Annotated in this window: 24 protein-coding genes and 1 pseudogene; 9 read left to right on the top strand and 16 right to left on the bottom strand. The window is 42.5% G+C overall.

Going from position 1 to position 26,596, the window contains the following annotated elements; translation table 11 throughout:
• Positions 1–48 precede the first annotated feature (48 nt).
• The 3 genes from B1A98_RS09805 to B1A98_RS09795 all read right to left on the bottom strand — a co-directional run bounded on the left by B1A98_RS09805 (position 49) and on the right by B1A98_RS09795 (position 4,304).
• A complete protein-coding gene (locus B1A98_RS09805) occupies positions 49–1,566 on the bottom strand; it encodes an ABC transporter permease/substrate-binding protein (protein ID WP_063385003.1) in 1,518 nt (505 codons plus the stop codon).
• Positions 1,559–2,527, bottom strand: coding sequence for an ABC transporter ATP-binding protein (locus B1A98_RS09800; protein WP_063385004.1), 969 nt, complete (start codon positions 2,525–2,527; stop codon positions 1,559–1,561). Before B1A98_RS09800 ends, B1A98_RS09805 begins: the two co-directional genes overlap by 8 nt.
• Before the next feature lie 301 nt (positions 2,528–2,828).
• A complete protein-coding gene (locus B1A98_RS09795) occupies positions 2,829–4,304 on the bottom strand; it encodes a PAS domain-containing sensor histidine kinase (protein ID WP_063385005.1) in 1,476 nt (491 codons plus the stop codon).
• 180 nt (positions 4,305–4,484) lie between these two features.
• Here B1A98_RS09795 and B1A98_RS09790 point away from each other — a divergent pair, with 180 nt between their 5' ends.
• The 3 genes from B1A98_RS09790 (at position 4,485) to B1A98_RS09780 (ending at position 7,817) form a co-directional block, all read left to right on the top strand.
• Complete coding sequence (locus B1A98_RS09790) at positions 4,485–5,147, top strand: NUDIX hydrolase (protein ID WP_063385006.1); 663 nt, start codon at positions 4,485–4,487, stop codon at positions 5,145–5,147.
• A gap of 290 nt (positions 5,148–5,437) precedes the next feature.
• Entirely contained in the window at positions 5,438–6,553 is a 1,116-nt protein-coding gene (gene proB, locus B1A98_RS09785) for a glutamate 5-kinase (protein ID WP_063385149.1), read from the top strand.
• A 22-nt stretch (positions 6,554–6,575) separates the two neighbouring features.
• Entirely contained in the window at positions 6,576–7,817 is a 1,242-nt protein-coding gene (locus tag B1A98_RS09780; protein ID WP_063385007.1) for a glutamate-5-semialdehyde dehydrogenase, read from the top strand.
• 37 nt (positions 7,818–7,854) lie between these two features.
• Here the strand turns inward: B1A98_RS09780 and B1A98_RS09775 are convergent, their stop codons facing one another.
• The gene (locus tag B1A98_RS09775; protein ID WP_041096007.1) at positions 7,855–8,190 is read right to left on the bottom strand and encodes a hypothetical protein; all 336 of its coding nucleotides are present in this window, start codon (positions 8,188–8,190) and stop codon (positions 7,855–7,857) included.
• 145 nt (positions 8,191–8,335) lie between these two features.
• Positions 8,336–9,067, bottom strand: coding sequence for a hypothetical protein (locus B1A98_RS09770; protein WP_063385008.1), 732 nt, complete (start codon positions 9,065–9,067; stop codon positions 8,336–8,338).
• Positions 9,068–9,329: 262 nt separating this feature from the next.
• Here B1A98_RS09770 and yfkAB point away from each other — a divergent pair, with 262 nt between their 5' ends.
• Positions 9,330–10,442 carry a radical SAM/CxCxxxxC motif protein YfkAB gene (gene yfkAB, locus B1A98_RS09765; RefSeq protein ID WP_063385009.1) on the top strand — a complete coding sequence of 371 codons (1,113 nt, stop codon included), beginning with the start codon at positions 9,330–9,332 and terminating at the stop codon, positions 10,440–10,442.
• A 47-nt stretch (positions 10,443–10,489) separates the two neighbouring features.
• Here yfkAB and B1A98_RS09760 read toward each other — a convergent pair whose 3' ends face one another.
• From B1A98_RS09760 to ytvI, 4 genes are all read right to left on the bottom strand, one after another.
• A complete protein-coding gene (locus B1A98_RS09760) occupies positions 10,490–11,431 on the bottom strand; it encodes a metal ABC transporter substrate-binding protein (protein WP_063385010.1) in 942 nt (313 codons plus the stop codon).
• Positions 11,432–11,451: 20 nt separating this feature from the next.
• Entirely contained in the window at positions 11,452–12,309 is an 858-nt protein-coding gene (locus B1A98_RS09755) for a metal ABC transporter permease (RefSeq protein ID WP_063385011.1), read from the bottom strand.
• Positions 12,309–13,052 (bottom strand): metal ABC transporter ATP-binding protein, encoded by a 744-nt coding sequence (locus B1A98_RS09750; RefSeq protein WP_063385012.1) that lies wholly within the window; start codon positions 13,050–13,052, stop codon positions 12,309–12,311. Before B1A98_RS09750 ends, B1A98_RS09755 begins: the two co-directional genes overlap by 1 nt.
• Positions 13,053–13,308: 256 nt before the next feature.
• Positions 13,309–14,340: a sporulation integral membrane protein YtvI gene (ytvI, locus tag B1A98_RS09745; RefSeq protein ID WP_082821750.1), complete on the bottom strand. Its 1,032-nt coding sequence runs from the start codon at positions 14,338–14,340 to the stop codon at positions 13,309–13,311.
• Between the two features lie 188 nt (positions 14,341–14,528).
• Here ytvI and msrA point away from each other — a divergent pair, with 188 nt between their 5' ends.
• From msrA to B1A98_RS09730, 3 genes are read left to right on the top strand one after another with little or no spacing between them, the layout of a single operon-like run.
• Complete coding sequence (gene msrA / locus B1A98_RS09740) at positions 14,529–15,071, top strand: peptide-methionine (S)-S-oxide reductase MsrA (protein ID WP_063385013.1); 543 nt, start codon at positions 14,529–14,531, stop codon at positions 15,069–15,071.
• Positions 15,072–15,122: 51 nt separating this feature from the next.
• Entirely contained in the window at positions 15,123–16,541 is a 1,419-nt protein-coding gene (gene pdxR / locus B1A98_RS09735) for a MocR-like pyridoxine biosynthesis transcription factor PdxR (RefSeq protein WP_063385014.1), read from the top strand.
• Positions 16,542–16,561: 20 nt separating this feature from the next.
• Positions 16,562–17,632 carry a DUF3900 domain-containing protein gene (locus B1A98_RS09730; RefSeq protein ID WP_063385015.1) on the top strand — a complete coding sequence of 357 codons (1,071 nt, stop codon included), beginning with the start codon at positions 16,562–16,564 and terminating at the stop codon, positions 17,630–17,632.
• Between the two features lie 346 nt (positions 17,633–17,978).
• On the opposite strand, the gene B1A98_RS09725 is transcribed toward B1A98_RS09730, so the two are convergent.
• Positions 17,979–20,558, bottom strand: coding sequence for a GmrSD restriction endonuclease domain-containing protein (locus tag B1A98_RS09725; protein ID WP_063385016.1), 2,580 nt, complete (start codon positions 20,556–20,558; stop codon positions 17,979–17,981).
• 195 nt (positions 20,559–20,753) lie between these two features.
• Here B1A98_RS09725 and B1A98_RS09720 point away from each other — a divergent pair, with 195 nt between their 5' ends.
• Together B1A98_RS09720 and B1A98_RS20755 are read left to right on the top strand one after the other, a co-directional pair.
• A complete protein-coding gene (locus tag B1A98_RS09720; RefSeq protein ID WP_063385017.1) occupies positions 20,754–21,224 on the top strand; it encodes a hypothetical protein in 471 nt (156 codons plus the stop codon).
• A gap of 202 nt (positions 21,225–21,426) precedes the next feature.
• A pseudogene (locus B1A98_RS20755) lies at positions 21,427–21,546 on the top strand (3-ketoacyl-ACP reductase); the annotation flags it as partial.
• A gap of 82 nt (positions 21,547–21,628) precedes the next feature.
• Here the strand turns inward: B1A98_RS20755 and B1A98_RS09715 are convergent.
• The 6 genes from B1A98_RS09715 to B1A98_RS21010 all read right to left on the bottom strand — a co-directional run bounded on the left by B1A98_RS09715 (position 21,629) and on the right by B1A98_RS21010 (position 26,426).
• Positions 21,629–22,582 carry a sensor domain-containing diguanylate cyclase gene (locus B1A98_RS09715; protein WP_240492458.1) on the bottom strand — a complete coding sequence of 318 codons (954 nt, stop codon included), beginning with the start codon at positions 22,580–22,582 and terminating at the stop codon, positions 21,629–21,631.
• Positions 22,583–22,857: 275 nt separating this feature from the next.
• The gene (locus tag B1A98_RS09710; protein ID WP_063385019.1) at positions 22,858–24,072 is read right to left on the bottom strand and encodes a hypothetical protein; all 1,215 of its coding nucleotides are present in this window, start codon (positions 24,070–24,072) and stop codon (positions 22,858–22,860) included.
• Between the two features lie 35 nt (positions 24,073–24,107).
• Positions 24,108–24,758, bottom strand: a complete 651-nt coding sequence (locus tag B1A98_RS09705) for a hypothetical protein (RefSeq protein ID WP_063385020.1) — start codon at positions 24,756–24,758, stop codon at positions 24,108–24,110.
• Positions 24,759–24,791: 33 nt separating this feature from the next.
• Complete coding sequence (locus tag B1A98_RS09700) at positions 24,792–25,421, bottom strand: immunity protein Imm33 domain-containing protein (RefSeq protein WP_063385021.1); 630 nt, start codon at positions 25,419–25,421, stop codon at positions 24,792–24,794.
• Positions 25,422–25,511: 90 nt separating this feature from the next.
• Positions 25,512–26,030, bottom strand: coding sequence for a GNAT family N-acetyltransferase (locus tag B1A98_RS09695; protein WP_063385022.1), 519 nt, complete (start codon positions 26,028–26,030; stop codon positions 25,512–25,514).
• Between the two features lie 312 nt (positions 26,031–26,342).
• The gene (locus B1A98_RS21010) at positions 26,343–26,426 is read right to left on the bottom strand and encodes a putative holin-like toxin (RefSeq protein ID WP_223663945.1); all 84 of its coding nucleotides are present in this window, start codon (positions 26,424–26,426) and stop codon (positions 26,343–26,345) included.
• Positions 26,427–26,596: the final 170 nt, after the last annotated feature.

The following is a 26,596-nucleotide window of genomic DNA, read 5'->3' as shown; positions in this document are numbered from 1 at the left end:
GCAAAATTATTGTAAAACATTTTCAATTCTTTGTCCAACCAATTTTTTCTAATTCAAAAGCCCTTCCGCCTCTAAAAAGACCCGTGCCACTTCTTCCGGCTTCTGGTCGTTCACATTCACTTCGTAGTTCATCTTCCGCATTTGGTCATCTGTCACTTTGCCGGCAAGCTTGTTTAACGTTTTTTCGAGTTCCGGATGCTTTTTCAGTGTTTCCTTCCTTAGCAGTGGAGCCCCTTGATATGGAGGAAACATTTCAAGATCGTCTTCTAGCACCGTTAAACGGAACTGCTGTAATTCACTGTCCGTGGAGTAGGCATCTATTAAATTAATATCGCCTGATTTAATCGCTTGATAGCGCAGCTTAGGCTCCATCGTTTGGACGGACGGAAAGCGCAGGTTGTACTTTTTTTGAATGCCGCGATAGCCATCTTCACGATCGGCAAATTCCAATGTAAAGCCGGCTTTCATTTGCCCTTCTGCTTTTTTTAAATCGGATATCGTGTTTAATTGAAGGTCTTTCGCCGTTTGTTCGGGAACAGCTAAGGCATACGTATTGTTGTAAGCCATCGGACGAAGCAGCGCCATATCATATTTTTTCAGCAAGCCGGATTGCGCTTGCTTATACACAGCTTTTTGATCGGTGCTTTTTGCCTCCTCTTTTAAAAATTCAGCGATCACCGTTCCAGTGAATTCCGGGTAAATATCAATCTCTTTTGCGCGCAAAGCATTAAACACAAAAGAGGTTTTTCCAAGCCCCGGCTTTAATTCCACCTCCAGGTCGGTGTCTTGCTCGATCAGCAGTTTATACATGTTCATTAATATTTCCGGTTCACTGCCAAGCTTCCCGGCAATCACGACTGTTTCTTCTTTTGATTTCATCAGCGACGGGGCAAGCAGAATCGCGCAGGCTGCCACAACTGCGATCCCTGTGATCGTTAAGGAACGTTTAAATGAGACATTCTCAGCGGCTTTGAGCACCATATCAAAAAAGATAGCGAGCAATGCTGCCGGGACCGCTCCTAAAATAATTAAAGAGGTATTGTTGCGGTCGATGCCAAGCAAAATGATATCGCCAAGGCCCCCTGCTCCGATCAAAGCTGCGAGAGTCGCCGTTCCAACAATCAATACCATCGCGGTCCGAATCCCCGCCATGATCACCGGCATAGCGAGCGGAAGCTCTACCTTGATTAATTGCTGGTAGCTTTTCATGCCCAAGGCTCTGGACGCTTCAAGCAGTGATGGATCGACTCCGGTAATTCCTGTATATGTATTACGCAAAATTGGAAGAAGAGCATACACAACGAGAGCGATAATGGCGGGAACACGTCCTATGCCAAAAAATGGAATCATCAACCCCAGTAAGGCCAGCGACGGAATCGTCTGCAACACAGCTGTCACGCCGATAATACTCTCGGCTGCCTTCTTGTGCCGGGTTAAGTAAATCCCTAAAGGAATCGCAATGATGACGGCAAAAAACAAGGAGATGAAAGAAATTTGCACATGCTCAAGCAGTGATTGCAGCACATCTGTCTTTCGATCATTAAATACACTGACAAATTTATCCACGGGCTCTTCTCTCCTTCAACATGGCCGACACATAAGCTAAAGCAGATTGTCTTGTAATGATCCCGATGATTTGGCCTTCTTGTTCTACTTGAATTTGCTCCTCTTGCATCAGCTGTTCAATCGCTGCTTCTAGCGGCAATTCAGCGGAAATTGTCCGGATGCCCGGCTGATTGGCTGTAATCGGGACGGGCTGTTTCACAAGGGCTTGGCCTGCTGTGAAGGTTTCCTGGATTGCCGGTCGGGCGGTGCCGATAAATTGCTTCACAAAATCATTCGCAGGCGCGTGGAACATGTTTTCAGGAGTATCGAGCTGAACAATTTGGCCGTCCTTCATGAGGCAAATCCGGTCTCCAAGCTTGAATGCTTCCTGCATATCGTGTGTAACAAATACAATGGTTTTATGGATGCTTTTTTGCAACTCAACAAGATCATCCTGCATTTTCTCCCTGCTGACTGGATCTAAAGCACTGAACGGCTCATCCATTAACAAGATATCCGGATCGGCTGCTAAAGCCCGTACTACCCCGACGCGCTGCTGCTGGCCGCCTGATAATTCCGCCGGCCTCCGCTTTTTGTACTTATCCGGTTCGAGGCCGACCATGAACAAAAGCTCATCTACCCGTTTTTCTATTTGATTACGATCCCAATTTTTTAACTCTGGAACGATCGCAATATTCTCTTCAACAGTCAAGTGAGGAAATAAAGCAATTTGCTGAAGAACGTAGCCGATATTCCAGCGCAGTTCATGAATATCATAATTGCTGATTTCCTTCCCGCCGATCTCAATCGTTCCTTCAGAAGCCTCAATGAGCCGGTTAATCATTTTCAATGTCGTCGTTTTTCCGCAGCCGCTGGGCCCGGCAAGGATGAGAAATTCTCCCTTTTGTATAGATAAATCGATCGACTTTACAGCGGCTGTTCCATCCGCATACTTTTTGGAAACCTTATTAAATTGAATCATATGTACTCCTCTTTCTTTTTTTCTCCCTAACCCTTTCCCTGAACACTCATACTAGCAAACATTTTCTTTTTCATGAAACAAAAATGCTTGCTTGGCTGCGGATAATGATGGATGACAGGCGTGGGGATGATGAAGAATAGCAGCGAAAAGCCTATGTTCCGCAAGAACATAGGCCAGTGATCCGTATCTCTTTCACTTCAATCGCGCTTTAGGCATGGCTTGGGCTGCTTTACATGTCGTCATCGTTTTCGGTTTTCATGCTGCTGGCCCTTTAAGGAGCGCTAGGAAAAACAAAAATTGGCTATCGGCTGCTAGGAAGGCGGATTTCTACTTTTGTTCCCTTGCCTTCTTCGCTTTCAAAGAAAATCTTTCCCTTGTGGTGCTCGATAATTTTAAAGCTGACCATGAGCCCGAGTCCGGTTCCCTTTTCTTTATTCGAATAGAATGGCTCCCCAAGGTGAGGAATCCGTTCCTGAGAAATGCCGACCCCGTTATCTACTACCTCGATGCCAATCGAATCGTCCCCTGCTTTTTTTGTGCGTATCGTCACCTGTCCTCCATCCGGCATGGCTTCTATCGCATTTTTGATTAAATTCAGCATGACCTGCTTGATTTGTTTCTCTTCTACCCGGGCTAAAGGAAGCTCTTCTGCCAGTTCCAGAATCAATTCTACTCCGTACAGCATCGCTTCCGGCTCCATGAACGCAATGGTATCTCTTAAAATGTCATTCATTTTTTTTTCAACAAAAAACATTTCCTGGTTCGGCTTAGCAAGCATTAAAAACTCCTGCATGATCGATTCAATCCGGTCAAGCTCCGCCAGAATAATCTGGCTGTACTTATGATGAGTCTCCTGTCCCCACAATTGTGTAAATCCTTTAATGGCTGTTAAAGGGTTTCTCACTTCATGGGCAATGCCCGCTGCAAGCTGGCCGACCGCACTTAATTTATCCCGTTTGTTGAGCAGAATCTCCTTTTCTTTTAAATTCGTAATATCTTGTGTAATGACAATGACACGGTTCTTAAAATGCTCGGCAATAATTTTGCGAGAGCGAAGCCAAATAACAGCCCCATCTTTATGGACAGCCTGATACTCAATTTCTGATCGTTCGCCATACGCTTCTTCATGTGCAAACCGTTTGAATCTCTCTCGGTCTTCCGGATGAATCACTGATATAAAGGAGCTCAGGTCCTGATACATCTTGCCTTTTGAGTGTCCCAGAATTTTTTCATAGGAAGGACTAATGTAAAGGACGCGGTTTGTAAAGCGGTCGTATACACAAAAAATATCATTGATATTTTCTGAGATATCCAGAAATTTCTTCTCGTTTTCTTTTAATTCTTCTACTTTGCGATCTAGTAAAAGAGCGGTTTCAATTTTTTGAGTAATATTTCTTGTAACACACACGGCAGCTATGAATTGGCCGTCTTCATCATGAATAGGCGATACGGAAATTTTGACGTGAAGAAGAGAGCCTTCTCTATGAAGGCGAATTGTTTTAAAATGATGAACGGTTTTCCCAGATAATGGCTTCTGTTTCAAAAAGTCAAATTCGCCCTCAAGGTGTGTGGGAATAGTTGGCAGGAGTTCTCTCTGCCGTTCCGTTAATTTCCAGCCATACTCCTGTTCGAATGCCTCGTTTACAGCAATGATTTTTCCATTCTGGTTAAAGATGCATAGAGGATCACAAACAGCTTTTAAAAAGGCATCATACCAATTGTTGTGCTCAACTGGCAAATGATTTGACACGATCAATCCAGTTTCATTTGTTTTCACTTCTATCCTCTCCCCCTTATTACTATGTCTAAAATTCTTCTACTTTTCATTAAAAATCTTTCAACAAATGGTGAGTTTTTATGACAATTTTTGTTTAGATTCTCCCCCGGTTCTTTTTTCACAAGATTCAGCGGATGTTCTATAATAAGGACAGAGAGATTGTAAGGAAGAGGTGCCGCTATGAAACTGAACCAACTATTTGAACACTTTCAAGGACGGACGCCTGCCATTCTAGGCAGTGAGCACTTCGCTAAATTTGCTGTCCTTCTCCCCCTTGTTGAAAAAGATGGAGAGATTCATGTGCTGTTTGAAGTGCGTGCCTATGCAATGCGCCGGCAGCCGGGAGAGGTTTGCTTCCCCGGCGGAAAATGTGATCCGGAAGATCCGGATGAACTTTTTACTGCTATCCGCGAAACAGCTGAAGAGCTTGGTGTGTCTCCTGCTGACATACGCGATACTTTCCCGCTTGACTTTATGCTGTCGCCCTTTGGGACGATCATCTTTCCCTTCGCAGGCGCTGTGCCGGCTGATCAGCTGCAGCTGAATCCTGATGAAGTGGCAGAGGTGTTTACGATCCCTTTGAACTATTTGCTGGAAACTGCACCGGACCGTCATACCATTCATTTCAAGGTCGAACCGGCGGAAGGCTTTCCGTATGATTTAATTATTGGCGGAGAAGATTATAAATGGCAGCCGCGCACGATGGATGAATACTTTTATTCTTACGAAGACCGGATTGTTTGGGGCTTAACTGCCCGCATATTAAAGCATTTTCTTGATATCGTGAAAGCATCGGGCATTTATAGGACATCTTCTCCCCCTCTTGACAAATCAGAGAAATGATAGATAATTATGAATAATCATGAATAAGTAAACGATCAAGGGATTAGTAAACAAGTGAAATGCGTCAGAGAATGGAACTCACCGGCTGAAAGGTTCCTCGCAGGCAGCTGTTGAACCTGCCCTTAGCAGGCATCGCTTATGACAACATAAGCCGTTTCCCGCGTTATGGGTGCAAAGCGGACGCTTCTACGCGTCAATAAAGGTGGTACCGCGGAACAGCATGCCCTCCGTCCTTTGATGAGGAGGAGGGGCATGCTGTTTTTTTATATACAAGAAAAGGATGATGGATGGTGAAAAAATCAAGGGTTGTTGTGAAAATCGGCAGCAGTTCTCTGACGGATGAGCAAGGAAATATTGTAGAAGAAAAAGTGAATGATCACGTGTCTGCCATCGCAAAGCTCCGTGAAGAGGGACATGAAGTCATTGTCGTTTCTTCCGGTGCCATTGCGGCTGGCTTTCGGTCACTAGGATATACGTCCCGCCCGAAAACAGTCGCGGCCAAACAAGCATCGGCCGCAGTGGGGCAAAGCTTGCTTATTCAAAAGTATATTTCCCTGCTGGCGCCGTTTAACCTGGTCGCTGCCCAGATGTTATTAACAAAGGAAGACTTCTATAGCCGCGGCCGCTTCCATAACTTCTATACATCGATGTCGGAATTACTGAGAGCCGGCGCCGTTCCTATTATTAATGAGAATGACTCTATTTCTATTGAAGAGCTGACTTATGGAGATAACGATATGCTATCGGCTCTTGTCAGCGGCTTCACTCAAGCGAATGCACTGATTATTCTCACCGATATTGACGGCCTTTATGACAGTAATCCCATCAATAATCCGGGGGCCAAACGGTTCCACTTTATCCCTGAGGTAACTGATGAACTGTTGTCTTATGCCGGTTCGAGCAGCACCTCTATTGGAACCGGCGGGATGAGGTCCAAGCTGCTGGCTGCCAAAAAAGCGCTGGCTCTTGGAGTGCCGATTTTTGTGGGAAATGGTTCTGGTGAAGAGAAGCTGCTGGATATTCTTGCGGGAAAAGGGTCCGGCACTTATATTGGCGCCCCCTTTAAAAGCCATATGCAAATGAAAAAGCAATGGCTGGCCCACCATGCCAAGCCAAGCGGGCAAATCATTGTTGATCAAGGCGCTGAGCAAGCTATTTTATTGCGGGGAAAAAGCCTTTTGCCTGTTGGGGTGCTAGCCGTTGAAGGATTGTTTCATGCAATGGATGTAGTGACGGTGCTGAATGAAAAAAACGAAGTGCTCGGCAAGGGGCAAGTGTATTATTCTTCGGCAGATTTAGAAAAGGTGAAGGGACAAAGCAGCGCCCAAGCCCGGCGCTATTCAATCAATGAGCGGGCAGAAGTGATTCACCGCGATAACTGGGTAACAACGAAGATTATGGTTTAATCAAAAGAATGGAGTGGAGACAATGGGAGAATTACTTGAAAAGGCAAAGCTGCTCAAGGCAGCTTCCTATCAAATGGCCATGTTAACGGAGAAAGAGAAAAACCTGGCGCTAGAGCAGATCGCCGATGCGCTGCTTTCGAATATTGATTTTATTCTAGAAGAGAATTCACAGGATATGGAGGCAGGAGCTGCCGCCGGCTTTGCCCCGCCTCTGTTAGACCGGCTGCAGTTAACTGAAGAGCGCATCCGGCAAATGGCGGACGGCGTCCGGCAATTGATCGAGCTTACAGATCCGGTTGGTGAAACAACAGAAAAGTGGACACTTGAAAACGGTCTGAATATCCAAACCGTCCGGGTGCCGCTCGGTGTTATTGGCATGGTCTATGAAGCGCGCCCGAATGTGACGGTGGATGCCGCCGCTCTTTGTTTGAAAGCAGGCAATGCTGTTTTGCTTCGCGGCAGTTCTTCTGCCGCCCGTTCCAACCTGGCCTTAGCAAAGGTAATGAAAGCCGCGCTGCAGACATCTCCTCTTCCAGAGGCTGCCCTGCAGCTGCTAGAAGACACAAGCAGGGAAACGGCGACAGAGATGTTTCGACTGAATGATTATTTGGATGTATTAATTCCCCGAGGCGGAGCCGGCTTAATCCAGACGGTGATCAAGCAGGCCACGGTCCCTGTGCTGGAAACTGGCGTAGGTAATTGTCATATTTATATTGATGACAGCGCGAAAAAAGATATGGCGATTGCCATTGCGGAAAACGCCAAGCTGCAGCGCCCGTCTGTTTGCAATGCCGCTGAAACTCTCTTGATCCATAAAGACTGGCCGCACCGGCGCGCGCTGCTGCAGTCCCTCTTTGACAAAGGCGTAGAGCTTAGAGGCTCCGCTGACTTAACGGCCGAATGTTCATTTATGAAACAAGCAGCAGATGAGGATTGGCACACGGAATATTTAGCTCCCATCTTGGCAGTAAAAACAGTGGAAAACATCGAAGACGCCATTTTACACATTCAAACGTATGGAACGAAGCATTCGGAAGCGATCGTTTCTGAGAACAGCGAACAAGTAAAAATGTTTTTCCTGGCGATCGATGCCGCCGTCCTTTATCATAATGCATCCACTCGTTTTACAGATGGAGAACAGTTTGGGTATGGAGCGGAAATTGGCATAAGCACACAAAAACTGCATGCACGCGGACCGATGGGACTGCGCGCCTTAACCACTGTGAAGTCGCTTGTAGAAGGAACAGGACAAATTAGACACTAAATGAAATCCGGCAGCTGCAATCAAGCTGCCGGATTTCTTACGTTACAGAAAAAGCTAGATGGATATAGTTGCTTTTCTGTAATACGAAGCCCTGTTTCATAAGAGCTTCCCACATATAACGATCCAATGCGTAAGGGCTCTTTTCCTGAAGTTTTTCTGCCTCTTCCTTTTCGATCGAAAAAGGATATAATTGATCGTCAATGAAAAAAGAGAGATAAATTGTTTCTTTCTGGCCGCTCCAGTCAAACAATAAGATTGCCTCCTGCTCCCAGTCATGCAATTGCACTTCGATGCAATTGACGACATGGTAAAAATAGCTTTCAGGATCCATCATTTTTGATAGATAGCTCCTTAGCATGCTGGAAGTATTCATGCTACTCCTCCATTCACCTTTTATTCTCACAAGTTATCTTATACACTCTTTATTCCCGTTACCCGATGCTTTAATCAAGATCCCTCTATTTTCTTGAAAATGAAACAACGGACCGGCGAAAAGCACCGGTCCGTTGTTAGACTTCTTATTTCAATTCTTGAAGAATGAGCTGTTCGCCTTCTTTTTTATAAGTAAAAGCGATCTCTGTTCCTTCTTTAAGTGTGTCAAACTTTTTCATCGTTTCACTTTCAGGAGCTACCTGGAAAGATTGCGGCTGGCCGTTCACTTCAATTTCAACGGTATGCGGGTCAGCCATTCCGTTAAAGATGCCTTTTGCTTCAACAGCTGTTCCAGTTTCTGGCTGCTTGGCACCTTCGGATTTTAACTCTTGAAGAATGAGCTGTTCACCTTCTTTTTTATAAGTGAATGTAATTTCTGTTCCTTCGCTCATCTTATCAAACTTCTTCATTATTTCACTGCCGGGAGCTACTTGGAAAGACTGCGGCTGGCCGTTGACTTCAATCTCAACCGTATGCGGGTCGCCAACGCCGTTGAAAATTCCTTTCGCTTCCACTGCTTTAGCAGGCTGAGTTTGTTCAGCAGGCTGTTTGTTTGCTTCGTCTTTTCCTTCAGTTGTCTCTTTGTTTGCTTCAGGTGCATCATCTGCTGGTTGTTCAGTTTCAGTTTCTGTTTCGCTGGCAGGCTGTTCAGTTGTACCTTCTTCTTCCTGCTCTACTTGTGTATCCTGTTCAGGCTCTTCTGCCGGCTCTTCAGCAGGCTTGTCCGTTGACTGCTTTGTCGTTTCTTTTTCTGAACAGGCGCCCAATATTCCTCCTGCAAGCACCACAGCTCCCAGGATCATTGACCACTTTTTCATAGATGAACTCTCCCTTCACTTACTTTCCTTACAGCCTACATTGTAACATACATGGAATTTTTCGCTAACTATTTACATAATAAACAGGAAAAATAGTACTCTTGCATGAGTGAGAACTGAAAGAGGACAGCGTCCATTTTCTTATCACAGGAATTGGAAGCGTTTGCTTTGTCCAACCTCCTTCTCGTTTCCATTTTTTCTGTTCATTTATGAAGAAAATAACAGTATAATAGTTGGTTGTATAAAGAAATGAGGGTTAAACATGAAACAATCGATTTCACCTGTATTTGATCCGTGGGAAGCTTACTTGGACGTAGAGCAGACGGGCCAGATGCAATTGTCCAATGTCGAGTTCACAACAACGACATTATGCAATATGAGATGCGCGCATTGTGCTGTCGGTTATACGCTGCAGACGAAAGATCCAGAGGCTTTGCCGCTGGAGATACTCATCCGCCGGCTCGATGAAGTGCCTGTGTTAAGGGCATTGAGCATTACCGGCGGTGAGCCGATGCTGTCGAAGTCCTCAGTGCGCGAGTATGTGCTGCCGCTTTTGAAATACGCGCATGAACGAAACGTGTATACCCAATTAAACTCTAATTTAACACTCGAGCTGTCTCGTTACGAGGAAATTGCCCCGTATTTAGATGTGCTGCATATTTCTCATAATTGGGGCACGACAGAAGAATTTGCTGAAGTAGGATTTGCCAACATGGCGCGCAAACCGTCCTTTCAGCAGCGTGAAGCTTTATTTCAGCGAATGATTGATAACAGCAAAGCATTATCCCGGATGGGGGTGATGGTATCGGCAGAAACGATGTTAAATAAAAGCACACTGCCTTATCTTGAGAAAATCCATCGCCAGGTCGTCGAAGAAATGGAATGTGCCCGCCACGAAATTCACCCGATGTACCCGAGCGATTTCGCCAGTGCCCTTGAATCGCTTTCCTTGGATAGAACTCGTGAAGCGATTCACCGTCTGCTGGACGTTCGTGACCAGCACGTGTGGATGCTCTTTGGCACGCTGCCTTTTTATGCCTGCAGTGCAGATGAACAGACACAGAAGCTGCTCAAACGATTGCGCGGGGAAAAAAACGTAACGGTTCGCAATGATCCGGATGGCCGTTCCCGTTTGAACATTAATATCTTTACCGGGGAAATCATCGTGACAGATTTCGGCGACGCTCCCCCGTTAGGAAACATTCAAACAACCGCATTGCAGGAGGCCTACGAAACGTGGAATCAATCCCGGCTCGCGGCCCAGCTGAACTGCCACTGTCCGAATGTTCAATGTCTAGGACCGAACATCTTAGTGAAAAATGCTTACTATAAAAACATCAGCTTTACGGATAAAGCAGCTATGCTTGTTAAATAAAAAGAAGGCGCCAGGTTAGCGCCTTCTTTTTTGCGGTTGCTCGTTTTCTATTCTTCTTTTAAATGATCGAGAATCACAGAAATATTTGATTCCATCATTTTTATATAGGAGTCCCCTGCTTCTCCCGGTTTTCCAAGAGAATCTGTAAATAGCGTGCCGCCAACAGGAACGCCGGTTTCTTCTGAAACTGTATTCATGCTGCGGGGATCAACGCTTGTTTCAACGAATAAGACGGGTACTTTTCTTTGCTTCACAATGTCCACAATGGTTTTTACTTGCTGTGGTGTTCCTTGATTTTCGGCGTTTATTTCCCAAATATATCCTGCTTCAAAATCATACGCTTCGCAAAAATATTTAAAAGCCCCTTCACTTGTTACCAAATACCGTTTTTCTTTTGGGATCTGACTAAAGTTTTCCACTGCTTCGTTATGAAGATCCTGCAATCGGGCAATATATTCCTTCGCATTCTTTTCATAAACGCCAGCATGTTCCGGATCTATCTTTATAAGTGCCTTCTTTGCATTTTCTGCATATTTAATGCCATTGCGGATATCGAGCCATGCATGAGGGTCTTCTTCCCCTTCCTTGCCTTTTGTTGTTAAGTGCTTGGCTTCTACTCCTTCGCTCAGTCGAAAAACAGGAGCATCCTTTCCTGATTTTCCAGCGGTATCTAATAATTTTTCAAACCAGGAATTACCTGCTTCCAAGTTTAAGCCATTATAGAAAACCGCGTCTGCATCCGTTGCTTTCTGAATATCTAATGGAAGCGGATCATATTCATGCGGATTCGATCCTACCGGCGCCAAGCTATGAATATCCACCCGGCTGCCGCCGATATTTTTCACAATATCATATAAGATGGAATAAGTAGTGACAATCTGCAATTTTTCTTCCTTGCTGCGTTCATTCGCTTTATTTTCGTTTCCGCATCCAGCCAAAAGGAAAATAGCCATCAAGCCTGCAATTAAATATTTCCATTGTTGTTTCATCTTCTAAACTCCCTTTGTATTTAAACTAAAGATACTTTTTTTCTTCGTGCTTTAATAAAGTTCCATAATACTCCCCGCTTCGGTGAAAAAGTAAAAGCTAGCAAAAATAGCATAGTGGCTATTAATACAATCGTTGCACCAGAAGCTAGATTGTAGGTAAAGCTAAAGTATAATCCAACAACTGATGAAATCACTCCCAGCCCCGCTGACAGATACAGCATCACCCATAAGCGGTCCGTTAGTAAATAGGCGGTGGCTGCGGGAGTAATAAGCATAGCGACGACAAGCACAATGCCTACTGTTTGCAACGAGGCTACTGTCACCATTGTCAGTAATGTCATCAAAAAGTAGTGGATGCCTTTCACAGGCAAGCCATAGGCGGCTCCCATTGTCGGATCGAAGGAAGTCACAAGCAGCTCTTTATAAAATAAAAAAATAGAGGAAAGAACAAAGATGCCTATGCCTAAAGTAGTCCACATATCTGAAGGGCGGACAGCTAAAACATTGCCGAACAAGATATGATACAAATCTGTGCTGCTCTTCATCAATGTAATGAGAATAATCCCTAAGGCGAAGGCAAAGGTGAACATGATACCGATCGAAATATCATTTTTAATGCGGCTGTTTTGACTGACAAATCCGATCGACACAGCAGTGAGTATTCCCGAAAAGACGGCCCCGACGAAAAAGTTTATACCAAGCATATAAGCGATCGCCACTCCGGGAAGCACTGCATGGGAAATCGCATCTCCCATTAACGCCATGCCCCGCAAAATAATAAAGCAGCCGACTGTCCCGCAGATAATTCCAACCATAATGGAAGTGAACAGTGCTTTTTGCAAAAAACCATATTGAATGACGGCATCCAGAAATTCCACTAGGCTTGCACCTCCAGCTTGTCAAGAAAGGAAAAACGTCCAGAATAAGCTTTGGATAGAACGTCGGCCTGCAGTACTTGATCAATCTTTCCAGATCCAATGAGCTCTTTATTTAACACGATCAGCTGATCGAAGTAGTCATTCACTTTGCTTAAGTCGTGATGGACCACCAGAATTGTTTTTCCGTTTGTTCTTAACTCTTTTAAAATATGAATGATGGTCTCTTCGCTAGCTGCGTCGATGCCGACAAAAGGCTCATCAAGGAAAAAAACCTGAGCTTTTTGTGCAAGCGCCCTTGCCAGGAAAACACGTTGCTGCTGTCCGCCGGAAAGCTCCCCGATTTGGCGCTTGCTGAAATCCTGCATCCCTACTTTTTCCAGACATTGCAGCGCCCATGCTTTTTCTTTTTTCTTCGGCCGCTTAAACAAACCTAATGCGGGATAACATCCAATGATGACGGCATCTAGAACAGTAATCGGAAAATCCCAGTCGATATAGCTTCTTTGCGGAACGTAAGCGATAAACTTCCTCATTTCCTTTATGCTTTTTCCATATATTTTCACCTCGCCTTGATCTTTTGGTATTAAATTTAACAGGGCTTTTATCAAAGTAGACTTCCCTGCTCCGTTTGGCCCGATGATTCCTATTAGACTCCCGGGGTCAACTGAAAAACTGACATCCCTTAATGCCTCATTTCCATGATAGGAAACGAATAAATTCTTTACTGTAAGTGCGCTATCCATTTCAAATCCCCTTTCGACAGTTTACAAATAACTACATGATTTCTCTTTGTGAAAAAAGTTTCCTCAAGGCAAAAAATAGGCCAAAAAAATTTAAATGATTGGATGGGATCACTTAAAAAATAATATGCTGAAAATGACATTTGTTATCAGTTAAAAAAGTTTCCCTTGTACAAAAAAATAAAGCACAATCAAACTTCTGTCAAGTAGTTCAATTAAAAAAACACCATCCCTATATCGGAATGGTGCCTTCTGGCTGTCAGATTTTCCATCTGCTTTTTATAATTCCAGCTTCCCGGAGCGTGTCATACACAATGACAATAGCCGGACCAACGAAAAAGCCGATAAACCCGAGCAGCTTAAAGCCGATGAATAAACTGATTAAAGCGGCGAGCGGAGAAATGCCCATATTGCTGGAGAACACTTTCGGCTCCAGTATCCGCCGCACAACTGTAATGATGATAAACAGCACGATCAAGCCAAAGCCAAGAAATTGGTTTTCTTGGAAGAAGCAAATGATTGCCCAAGGCACAAGCACAGAGCCTGTTCCGAGAATCGGCAAGATGTCGACAAAAACGATTAAAATCGATAAAAGCATGGCGTAAGGCACTTTTAAAATCGATAAACCGATAAAGGCCATGAGAAAAGTCACGATGCTCAAGAAAATTTGCGCTTTAATAAAACCGATTCCGGCGCGATTCAGCTGAGCAGTGATTAAATACAGCTTTTCCTTTGTCGCTTCCCGCAAATGCCTTTCTGTCTTAATCCGCAATCGGGAGAGCTCCAGGCTGAATAAGAAGACGGCAATTAAATAGACTAAAAACTCAATGAGGAATCCGGGAATGGCCGCTGCCAGGCCAATCAGCCATTCAACGACTCCCTGCAGCATACTCGTCACGGACTGCAGCGTATTTTCGATCGTTGTCTCAAATGATTGAAATACATCGGGAGGCAAAGATTTAAAGTACCGCCCCGACTGGTCGAAGAAATCTTTCAAGGATTCTTTATAGAAGTCATTAGCGAAAGACGGCGCCTTTTGCGCAAGCGTCACCACTTGATCGATGAATAGATTTACGATAAACCACACGAACAGGGCAATAAAGAGCAAGTAAAGCAAAAAGGTGGCGAGCACTGCCCGGAAGCGCGTCCATTTAAAGCGCATCATAAACCATTTCACCGAGTTCTCAAGCATAATGGCAGTAATCAATGCCAGAAGAAAAGGCAAGGAATAAGGAATTAAATAGATTGTTATAATTATTAAAGCGGCTGTAATAATCCATCTTTTTATCATTGTATAATCGGCGGCTCCTTACTTCGTGTCTCATTATGTGTAATTTCTATAATAAACCATTTTATCTTGGAAAGTCACTTTTTAACTAGCGGAAAAAAGAGTTTTGTCTCATGATTGATTGGTGACAAATGAAGAGAGTAAGTGATAACATGAACTATTATTCTAAGTATATAACGAGGTGAAGCACCATGGATAAAAAATTAGAGAAAGCAACATTCGCCGGCGGCTGTTTTTGGTGTATGGTGAAGCCGTTTGATCAATGGGACGGCGTACATGCGGTGATTTCCGGCTATACCGGCGGCAAAGTGCCCAATCCGACTTATGAACAAGTAAAAAGCGGAGCGACCGGCCATTTAGAGGCTGTGGAAATTACCTATGATCCCTCTCTCATCTCTTACGAAACGATTCTTGATTTATATTGGCCGCAAATTGATCCGACAGATGACGGCGGCCAGTTTCATGACCGCGGAGATTCTTACCGGACAGCTATCTTCTATCACACAACGGAGCAAAAAGAGCTGGCGGAAGCCTCTAAGAAAAAAATAGGAGCGAGCGGCAAATTCCAAAAGCCGATCGTTACCCGCATTTTGCCGGCAGCCCCGTTTTATCCGGCTGAGGATGACCACCAGGACTTTTATAAGAAAAACCCTGAAGAGTATCAAGCGGATCGCCGGAAATCCGGACGGGATGAATTTATAAAAGAGCATTGGACAGAAGATAGTAAGCACTGACCGAGGGTGATATGATAGAGGGAGCACAACAATAGGGAGATTGAAAAAGCAATGGGCACAAATCTTGCGAAATATGAAAAAGTAATGAATTACATCAAAAAAGCCATTTCAAGCGGTGAATGGCCGATTGGCAGCAAAATTCCGAGTCAGCGCAAGCTGGCGGAATTGCTGTCCGTTAACCGCTCAACGATCGTTACGGCACTTGAGGAGCTAAAGACAGAAGGATTAATCGAAGGTGTAATGGGAAAAGGCACGATGGTCGTCAACAATACGTGGACACTTCTGGCCGCCAGTCCCCCTTCATGGGATGAATCTGCACCGTTTTCTGCTCCTAAGCCTTTGCCTGCTCCTGTCCTGGAAACAGATGGTGTGAAAGCGCCGGAGCATTTCATTGAACTCAGCAAAGGCGAGCTGGCACAGGATATTTTTCCGACCGATAACATGCAGCAAGTGATGATGAGGCTCGCTCAAAGCCTGGAGCCCTTCGGTTATGAAGAACCAAAAGGCTATCTTCCGTTAAGAAAGGCAATCAGTGATTATATGAGAAAGCAAGGGACAGACATCTCCCCTGCTTCCATCCTAATCGTTTCGGGAGCCATTCAAGGGCTGCAGCTGATATCCGCCGGCCTTCTGCATAAAGGGTCGACCGTTTTTCTGGAGAAGCCGTCTTATCTTTACTCGCTTCACACGTTCCAATCTGCCGGCATGAACCTATCAGGTCTGCCGATGGACGAGGAAGGACTCCGGGCAGACGCCCTTCTTAAAAAGGCGATGGCGGGCCCTGCTTCCGTCTTATATACGATTCCCTGCTTTCATAACCCGACTGGCATCTTAATGTCAGAGGCACGCCGGAAGGAGTTGCTCGATGTCTGCGCCGAAAAGCGGCTGCCGGTGATTGAAGATGATATTTACCGGGAGCTTTGGATGGACTCGCCTCCCCCGCCGACGCTCCAGTCGCTCGATGCGAATGGGCATGTACTGTATATCGGCAGCTTTTCAAAAACACTGACTCCCGGCCTTCGCATCGGCTGGATTGCCGGTTCGGAACAAGTGATTGAACGTCTGGCCGAGATCAAGAAACAGACAGACTACGGTTCCAGCTCCCTTTCGCAGCTCGTTGCGGCAGAATGGATTTCGAGCGGCTTGTACGAGCAGCACTTGTCTTTCGTCCGGAAGGAATTAAAGAAACGGCGGACGGCAGCCCTTCATGCACTCAATGAGCATATGAGCGATCTGGCTGAATGGGACATTCCCGCCGGCGGCTTTTTAATCTGGCTGCGCATGAAGGAAGGCATTCAATTAAAGGACATTTATTCCAAAGCTTATCGTGCCGGTCTTTCATTAAATGTCGGCAGCATTTATACAGGAGAGTCTGTTCAGGCAATTCGGCTGTCCTACGGCTACGCTTCAATCGAGGAATTTGAACAAGGCATCAGGAAGCTGCGGCAAATCATTCTTGAAGATAACTAAAATAAAAACAGGTGATAACCATGGATTTTAAAATACATTACCTCTCCTTCTTCTTAGTCCGCGTAGATGACAAAGAAGAAAACAAGCGGGCCCAGCACTTTCGAACGCTGGATGAGGCGGAATATGAAAGCAGCCCGCTGAAGGATTTTCTCGATGGCGAATTCGCGAAGATTGTTAAGCGCAAAGCGGAGCGTCATCCGAAGGCCGAACAAGTACCTACAAAAATCGGCTTTTTTACAGCAGAACCGGGTCATGACCTGACATCGAACCCGAACTATAACTTATTTGCGAAAGCCCGCTCCGCCTTTTCCTTGCTTGAATTTCAGGAAGCGAGCGAACAATTTGCTTCGCTCTATGTGCAGACGAGCGCGGCACGCGGCGGTGTCTTCATCGTCGCCAAAGCGCAGCTAAGAAAATACTTCGATGACCCCTTTGTCTTTGTTTTAAAATGCGACTTTGAACCGAAAGTCGCCTCGATTTCCGATGCCTCCTCCCTCATCGAGCATGTGGAGCTGGCCATCACAACTAAAAATATGAAATCCATTCAATACCCCTACATGCCCGAAGAAGGAATGATTGAAGAAGGCGAGCTGAAAATCCATCAGGCTTCCCATGCCCGTTACTTTGAGGATTTCCTAAAATACGTCGGCTACGAACAATCGATGCCTGAAATTGTCAAAACGCAAGTGATGGACTTCGTACGGGAAACGGTCATTGAAGACTTAGAAGATGAAAGTCCTGAACGGGCGCAATTTGAAGAAGCGATGGAAATTTGGGCGGAGAGTCCGAAACGAGAGCTGCAGGAGCGGTTTTCAACCGAAGAAATTGTGGAAGTTGCCAGCCGTATGGTGGAGCATACGCCTGAGCTTGAGCTCAAGATGAAGCTCGACCATATGAGCGTCAAAGCGATGCTGTCAGACTTCGGAGAATCCGTTCATTTGGCTAAAATCGGCGACCGTTATGTCGTTCTGATGGAAGCAGATTCGGTTGTGTTTGAAAAAGGTTTCTCCCCGATTGAGTTTCATAAGCCTGAGGAGTTGGATGAGGTGGTTGAGCGGATTCGGGAGAAGCATGGGAGCTTTTCAAGATGATAATGTGATCGCTCCTTCTATTAAAAAAGAGCGTTATTAATGCATTTGTAGTCGTTTCTGTGATCAAAAATGTGATCAAAGTTTATGTTCTAAACATGTTGATAAGGAATTCCTTTAGTTGTAAATTGCATTTTTATTCTAAATAAAAAAGACAGTTAGCAAAATTATGCCTGCTGTCTTTTCTATGTATATAAATAACATTCTGTTCAACCTAGACTTTTTCTTACACAAAGAGAAAGATTTCTTTTAATTATAAATATTAACCTTTACAATTCACCGATTTAATGGATATGGACTTAAATAAAACGAGTAACATTTCCTATATATTGTATCCCATAGAGGCAGGTTACTTTAATCTGTTTCTTTTTTCTCTATTACATATTTTATGCGTAATCTGCAGATTGCCAATACCATCTCTTCCTCCTACTGATAAAGGAACTATATGATCCACTTCTATTTCATCTATCTCTGATAATGTACTTTGACAAAGTGGACATACTTGATTTTGAGCTTGGATTAAATAGTTCTTTTCTTCTGCTGAGAGAGTTATGCTTCTTTTATCAGGATTAAATTTCTTCCAAAACTTTTTCACAACTTTCTCAAAATCTTGTTTTAACTCGTTTTCACCACTCTTTTTAGAGTTCTTGATAAGATCAAAAGTTTGAAAAACTTCTTTATTTATTTCAGCCCTTCTACTTAATATCATCGCCTGGTTGCAATCTTTCATTATATACCATAATAAATAGAAATTTTGAAGCGTTCTTTTTCTCGAATTTCCTCTAACTGAAAAGGTTTTCTCTAACTCATTTTTCAAAAGTGGTTCAATGTCGTCTCCTGCTTGATCGTTGGACAATAGAATTTGAACTTTCTTTATAAATGCATCAGTACTTTTTAAACTTCTCATGAATCTTTTTTTAGCTTCCTCATCTTCTAATGCATTTTCTAGAGCTCTAGTAATATCCCCCTTATCCTTTATCCGAGCATTGATTTTATCTGTCTGTTGATAAATATCTAAGTAATCTTCTATTATATGATTCTTACTTTGATGTCTATAATCGAAGTATGCTAAGACAAGAAACAACTCTTCATTTTCCATTCTCTTATTATTTAACCGCACGTAAAACCAAGGAGCGTACTTTGCTGCCTTCTCTTTACAATAACTTATAATTTCTTTATCAACATATGAGTTCCACATCTCAAATGTATTTTCTCTGATTGGAAAGGGTTTGTTATTTAACCTAATAAATAAATCTATAGGGTCAAAATTAGGATTGGTCTTTGCATCAATAGTTACTATTGATAAATTAAATTCAAAAATAGTATTACGTAGCTCTTCTGGTAAGTCATTGAATTTCGCTCCTTCAATATCCTTAAAGAACTTTAATTTGTGTAATTTATATTCATTTTTCTCTGAATAGCTAATATCTCCCGATTCATTCATGAAACTTTGACCAATATAACCTAATATCGAAAGAAGCCTTTGTTGTCCATCAATTACTTCCGAAGTTCCATCAACCCTTTTATAAATAAATAGTGGAGGTAATTGAATCCCTAAAAGAATGCTTTCAATTATTGAGGAGGACTTTGCTCTATTAATTGCTTCTCCCCTTTGATATGCAGGACGGATTAGAAACCTATTTCTCATCATTTGTCTAATGATATCTTCGATAGTTATTGTTTTTGCATCAGGTCTATTTAATCTTAATGTTTCTAACTCTGATAGTTTATTAGCATCTGTTTCTACCATGTCAAATAATTCTTTTCTTTCTTGTTTGAATTGTTTGCTATTATCGATATACACACTAAAATCAATAGAGAATTTCTGTTCAAAAAATTCTGCAACAGTAACGTGTCTCTGTACAGTTTCCTTAGCGAAATGACTGTTTTCATTTGCAAAGTTGTTAATGTTTTTAGCTATATATTTAACAAGATCATTGATGAATTGCTCTTCCCTAAGTTTATTTGGCTCAACGTTTTCCATTTCACAGACATTTAATGCCCAAAATAAAGACTCAAATATTAAACGATTAGAAGCTTTTTTTCTCTTAGAAAAAACAGCTTTAATTTCATCTAAGAGTTCAATCTTTTCTGTAAAGCCTTTATAGTAATTCTCCGCATCAGTTATATTATTGGTCAGAATTTCAAATAATACTTTTTTCGTTTCTTCTCTTGCTTTTGAACTAGCATAATACCTTATAGGTATTTGGTGAAGCACAAGAAGGGAACGAGTCTTTAGCATAACTTTTTCAAGCGTGGAGTCATCGTTTATTTTTTCCTGCTCACGTTCACTGAAAAATAAATCCAATAAAGTGGAATAAATGTATTTATCTGCTATTATTTCACTCTTAAAATACTCGTTTATATCGTTATTAATATAATAAGCTTTATCAACTTCTGCACGTTGAAGGGGAGTAATTCCTGAATTGTACCTTCTAAATATCTCTTTTTTGATAAAGTCTTCTTTCTGTTCATTTAATATAGAATTTTTTATAACTCCAAATTCTATAATTCTTATAGTCGTATCCCATAGAATGTCTTGAATATCTGCATTTAAATCATTAAATGTTTTCTTTTGTAAATCTTTTAAAAGGCGCAATCCATTACTTGTAAGGTGAAACTTACCTTGTATAAATCGCTCTATCGTCTCAAAGCGCTGTCTTCCATCAATTACTTCAGTTCTCTTATTATTGCTGAAAAATACAAGTGGTGGAATTTCTGTACCAAGTAAAATACTTTCTATAAAATACGTGGCTTTGTCCTCATCCCATACATAATTTCTTTGGTAATAGGGGTTTTCCTTTATACTTCTCCGTTTTCTAGGATTATAAAAGAGAGTATCTATTGTCATTACTTTTGATTCGATTTTTAAATTTTCCTTGAATATATTAAGTATTTCCTTTTCTTTTAGAACAATATTGGTAGTCACACAATTCACTCCTACTCTGTTAATGAATATATTTTACTATAAAATTGGGAATAATCTAAATATTTTTCAATTCTTACGAACACTTCTATAATTACCTTTGAGAAAGCATTTCTGCAATCTAATTTTCTCTACTGATTCAATTCAAAATTTTCGTCTTTTTGATTAAACACTTGTTGAATAGGAGGAGCTGCTGTTTTGAAAAAGTTTCGTGGAAAAAAGCGTTATTTCCGTAACTTGTGGCGAGAGTTAGCAGCAAAGCCATATAAATTAGACTTCGGGAAAGAAAGTTGGTTTGATTTATGGCATACCCATCTTGATTTTTACGGATTTGGGAACCATAGCTTGAAGATAAGAAGAGAGCATATCAAAGCGCATATGGCTTTATATAGCAGTTTGTTAGAAAATCTTCAAGCATTTGAAAAACCTTATCAAGCATGGATTGAATTAGTTGATGAAGAGGCTGGTTTAGATGCAGTCTATCTTCATACTCCTAACCCTAATGAAGATAATTTTCCGCTGAAAATAGAAAATATAAGCTGGGATTGTGCAATTCCAAACTATTTGAAGGATTTAATCAACGTAAACCAATTCAATATCGGGCACTATCAGTTGGGATCAACGAATAACTACATCATCCAATCAAAAAATAATGGGATAAACTTATAACGTTTAGGAAACGAATAAGCTTTTGGTCCATCCGTCTAGAGAACTCACATAACTAAGGGTTCCTCTTTTTAATTTCAAATTCACTTGAAGTTTCTTTGTTCATGGTCACTTCCCTTCCCCCGCCTTTCTCACAGGCTGCTGCCATTTTCCGAAAAGGGAGTTAACAACCCCCGTTCTGCAATCTGATATGAGCTTGCCGGTAAGTTTGCCGTTGCAGAGAATTTCAACACCGGACGATATCGCAGAGGCTATTCTTTTTCAGTTAAGCCAAGGCTCTGTTACCGGCCAAGTATTTGTTATTGACAATGGCCAGACTCTTTAACTATCCGTCCTTTTCAAAGCCGGAGCTGGGATCAGATGAAAAAGCCATCGTCTTGAGCAGACGATGGCTTTCGTTTCCTTTATCATACTGGCTGTTTTCGCTCGCCTTTATTCCGATACATATTTTTGTCTGCTTCGGAAAATAGTTCGGCAATCTGTCCAACGGAGTGCGGGGAAAAAGCAGTGCCGACAGACAGTTGAATATTTATCTGAGCCTGGCGGTTATTATGGCTGTTTATCTGCTCTAACAGATAATTGGCTAATTTATTCATTTCCGCCGCAGTTGTGCCGGTTACAAATAGTATAAACTCGTCACCGCCGATACGGGCAACTGTAACAGCGGGAGAGGAAAGCTGATCCAATAGCTCTGCTGCGGCTTTAATAAGGACGTCTCCTGCTTTATGTCCATAATGGTCATTAATAGATTTTAAGTTGTCCAAATCGCACACGATCATTCCAACCGGCGCGTTAACTTGTTCATCGAATTTGATGAATAGCGATTCGAGATAGGCCCGGTTATATAAATCTGTTAAAATATCGTGATGGAGCCGGTATTCCAAGTCCTGCTGCAGCTTTACTTTCTCGTCTATATTCCTCATAATGCCCTGGACGGCTATCAGTTCTCCGCTGTCATAAATAGGGGTGACGTATTCTTCAAGCCACCTGTAGGCTCCAGTATGATCTTTCCAGCGCTGTATGAGAATTTGATTATAATCCAGCTCCCCTGTTATTTTCTTGCATAAATCCTCATAGTCATCGGGATGGACTTTTTCAAAAGGAGCATAAGCGTCTTTAAAGGATTTCTGAATTGTTCCTGGCCCCATCACTCTGTCAAGGGAGGGGCTGATATATTTAAATCGCAATTCAGGCTTCACTTCAAAATGGTAAATGACGTCTTTTGAGCTTTCTACTAATTGAAAGATGGTTTGTTCACTTTCCGCTTTTATTTGCTGTCTTTTTTTGTTTAACTGGAGGAGAAGTCCTGTTATTAGGCTGCCTGCAGCTAACCCTCCCAAGAAATATAATGACCACATCATCAGCTCTCCTGCTTTGCAGTATATTGAAAGATGAACTTGCAACGGCTCATCTTCCTCTTAGGTAAAGTAATATTGGTAGCGCTTTCAATTGGTTTTCATAAGCTGCCCTAGCTTCCTTCTTTTCATAAGAAAAGAAGGATTTGTGATTTCTTTCCATTAGGCGTTTATATTACAACAAATAGGAAGATAAAACAATAGATTTTAGGTAATTAATAATGGGTAATTAGAACTAAAGTGGTACAAAAGCAAGAAAATGAGCAAATTGAATGATTTATTTAAGGGTGGCTCGGTGATTTTCCGATCGCGTCCTGATTCATAATGTCTGTTATGTTAAATCGGTATTCATCCGGCAATTTGTCCGCTTTCCGCGAGATTTCTGCCCGCATGCTTTTCCGTCCCTTGATGACGATCTCTTCCTTTTGTATGAGTAATTGTCCAAAGCTGTACGGTGCCCAAAAGGTGTGGATGAAATTGATAGGAACCACCTTTGATTGGCTGGAACGCAAATCTGTTAATTGGAGCTTATATTCCGCTTTCGTCAGATGATCCTTAGGAATAGTGTAAATAATCTCTGCTAAATAGTTTTTATTCTGTTTAAACATATACACTAAATCGATATCTGTGCCTTTTTCTTGTATAAAGTGGATAACCTTTTCTATTTTTTCCTTTTCCAAGTGGTCAAAATCAGCTATTAGCCTTAAGCCATCGCAAATGCTGGCAAATACCAGCTGCGCTTTCTCCTCCTGATCCCTCAAGTGATAGTCAATTAAATCGATGGCGGAATAGGTGTACTGACACCATCCATCTATTGCGATCTCTTGCTTTGCGTCCTCGAGCGTTTCACCGATACTCACATAAATTTCATCATAGCCGGGCAGTTTAATGTCTGCTCTCCTAAGCAAATGGCTAAATAATTCTGAATAGATATAATCAAAGGGAGCCAGGCAGTTTTGCGGACCGTCCACCCTTACACCTATAAGCCGTGTAGTTAAAGGCTGAGGATTTATGGAACGACTGTACATGAAGCAATCCGCCCTCTTGACCCGATTATGAAATGTAATTTCTTTTTCCTTTTGGGCGTAGGCCTTTAATTCTTTCAGATCCTTAGGGATAAATGTTAAAGACGCTTTATAGTCATCAAGGAGCTGCTCTTCGTGGTAGTCTGCAGGTGATCGACTTTCGATTAAACGAACTTTATGGATCGCTTCCTCCACTTTGAGCAGCGCAGTTTGGAAATCCTTCATGTTTAATTTTCTGCTGTCTGCAAAGTCCATAGCCACTTCTACTTCAGCCATTGTTTTATATCGCGTTTTTAGTTTTAATTTTCTCGTTTGGGGCGGATGGTTAATGAATCGCACGAGAATGCATTCAAAGGCAGTTCCGTGAAACTTGCCGATAAGCTGTTCATTTAAAAAAGTATCAAGCAGGTCCAGCGAGGCACTTTTTGCCTCCTTATTCTTAAAGTCTTTATACTCCACTAGAAACCTCATATAAGCCTCCACAGTAAATCATCAATGATTCGTAATTAAAAGTTCCGGATCGTTCCTCTGTCTGTTTTAACGATAACTGGAGCGATGATGCCTGGTTTATTGGAAAATATCCATCTTCTTCCTACAGGGCCGATAATAAGGTAATTGCCATCTTCGTACTCCCCCATAAAGTTTAAATACTTTTCATAGTAAAGCGGCTCGTTATTGCGCGGGGGAATGCCCAAGTCCAGCAGTTCATCAAGCTGCTTTTTCGTTTCATTGGTTGGCACGCCCATTTCGCTGACTCCTGCTATATGGCACGGAGCAAATTGGTCAGCTGCCGCTTCAGGCGTTGTTTCTGTTCTGGCAATGTATTCAACGATGTTGCCAGCTGGATCTTCAAAATAAAAAGCATGAGCCTTTGCTCCATCAAAGTAGATTTCATCCGCTCCGTCCTCCGTCAGCAACGGTACCTTCTTCGCTATCCATTGCTTGGCCGATGAGAAAAGATTAGGCGGAATGTTAAAAGCAAAATGATAATAATAGGCATGTTCTTCATCTCTATGTAAGGTGAAACGGCTGCTTCCAACTTGGAAATGGGCCGTTTCAGCGGTTTCTGAGACACAATCAAATGCTAAGACGTGTTTATAAAATGACACGCTTTCCTCATAATTCGGAATGTAAAGTTCAATTTGTTCAATATTCATTTGCTTCTCCCCTTGTTTCAGCTTGAAAATTCCTCATTTACTTAAGTAGCTATCCCAATCATAATCTTCAATCTGGTAAAAGTCTCCTCTGTCATCTCTTTCATAAGCACATAATGGAGGCTCCTCAATAAAAGCTAAAATAGAATCATCTATATTTAAAATCACGCCGATGGCAAGAACTTGAAAGTTTTCCGGATTGCTGAGAAATTCATCCTCTTCATAGCCGCTTAAGATGGACCAGCCGGAATCCATCTCTTCCGCAGGATCGTCTCTTAACATAAAGTTAAATTCGCCTTTTTCGAGGACATCCCTGCTTACAATTACCTTTGTGTCAAAATAAATATCCCAGTCGGATGCAGCGGGGTCCTCATATTCGGTATCGCAAATATTTTCCACGCCGAATGAAATCTCCGTGCCGGCCTCCAAGGGCAAACGGCAAGGCTGATTTTCCAGCTTGCCAATGAACGTTTCCCCGTTCATTTGGATAATCTCCACCCACATTCTTTCTGCATGAAACCCGTCTTCCGCCACTTCTTCCGCTGCAAAAATTAACTTAACCAAATCTCCCGCCTTCAGCTTCTCCAAAACATGCGAACTAGGAAGGTAAAACGTATAGGGAGACTCCTTATTCCGCTCATAAACATTTTCTAAATACCAGGCCACTTGGCATTCCTCTCCTTTGATTGATGATGCTTTTTAGCTGTAGCTTGCTTGGGATTTTTCATCTTTTTTCCAGTATAGTGCCTCATTAGTTTAACCAGATAAACTAGTCAAAGCATAATAAATGAAATGTAACTGCTGCCCATTCATTTCGAACGTTTCGCTGCCGGTCGCTATTCTCTTAAATCCGTTTTTTTCTAAAACCTTTTGAGAAGCTATATTATTAGCTGTTGTTTTCGCTTGAATTTGTTTTATGCCTTCCGCCGTTACTGTTTCTATTAATAATTTCAATGCTTGATTAGCAATCCCTTTTCCCGTATGTTTTTGCCCCACCCTATAACCGACATGAGCGGCTGTATGAGATTTATCAATATCTACTAAATTGATTCTGCCTAAAATGGAATGATCTTTGCCTTTAATTAAGTAGAAATAGGAACCCCCCTGAGCTTGTTCCTCAAGTAAAGCCTCATGTCTCTTGTTAAACATCTCAGGGATGTAGTAGTCCTCTCCGCGAGCAGGCACCATTTGTTCAAAAAATGCTCTGTTTTCACACTCAAATTGATATAAGGCTTCCGCATCTGCCGCCTGTAATCTGTCAAGATATATTTCCATGTATAGTGGCCCCCATTTCTTTTTCAAAAGATTCTTCTTCAATGATTATGCTCCGTCAGCTTACGTGCATTAAAGCGATGGAAGAGCATATACAGGCTGATCGGACAGTCTGAAATTAGCTGAAGCCGTAATCCAATGTTTTCAAATTTTTATCAATAGGGTATAATGAGAATAGAGTAACGTACATTAAAAAAGACCGTTTCGATGCGGGAACATCAAAACGGTCATCCAATAGCAGGTTCCCTTTTGGGGATCGGCACCTTTATAGGCATTTGCTAAAACCGCCCAGAGCCTCCAATCTCAAGGGCGGTTTTAGTCTTTTTTATGGAACGACAGAACGGACACAATGAGACTTGCAAACGCAAGCGCAATCATTAATGATTCGTACACTGTCATATGGCATCACCTCCCTCCTATCGGGAGAGTGTGCCGGCCACCCTTGAGAAAACCTATGCTATTGTTGTCCTCATTATAGCATCTTTCTAATGGGAACGTCTGTTTCTAAATGAAATTGATGAAAAATACCCTGTGAGCCGATAGGGCACCATTCATAAAAAAGAGGCCAG

Source organism: Pseudobacillus badius (genome assembly GCF_002189605.1).
Classification (GTDB): Bacteria; Bacillota; Bacilli; order Bacillales; family Domibacillaceae; genus Pseudobacillus; species Pseudobacillus badius.
Note: the sequence above shows the minus strand (reverse complement) of the source record. Positions and strands in the feature narration are given on the sequence as shown.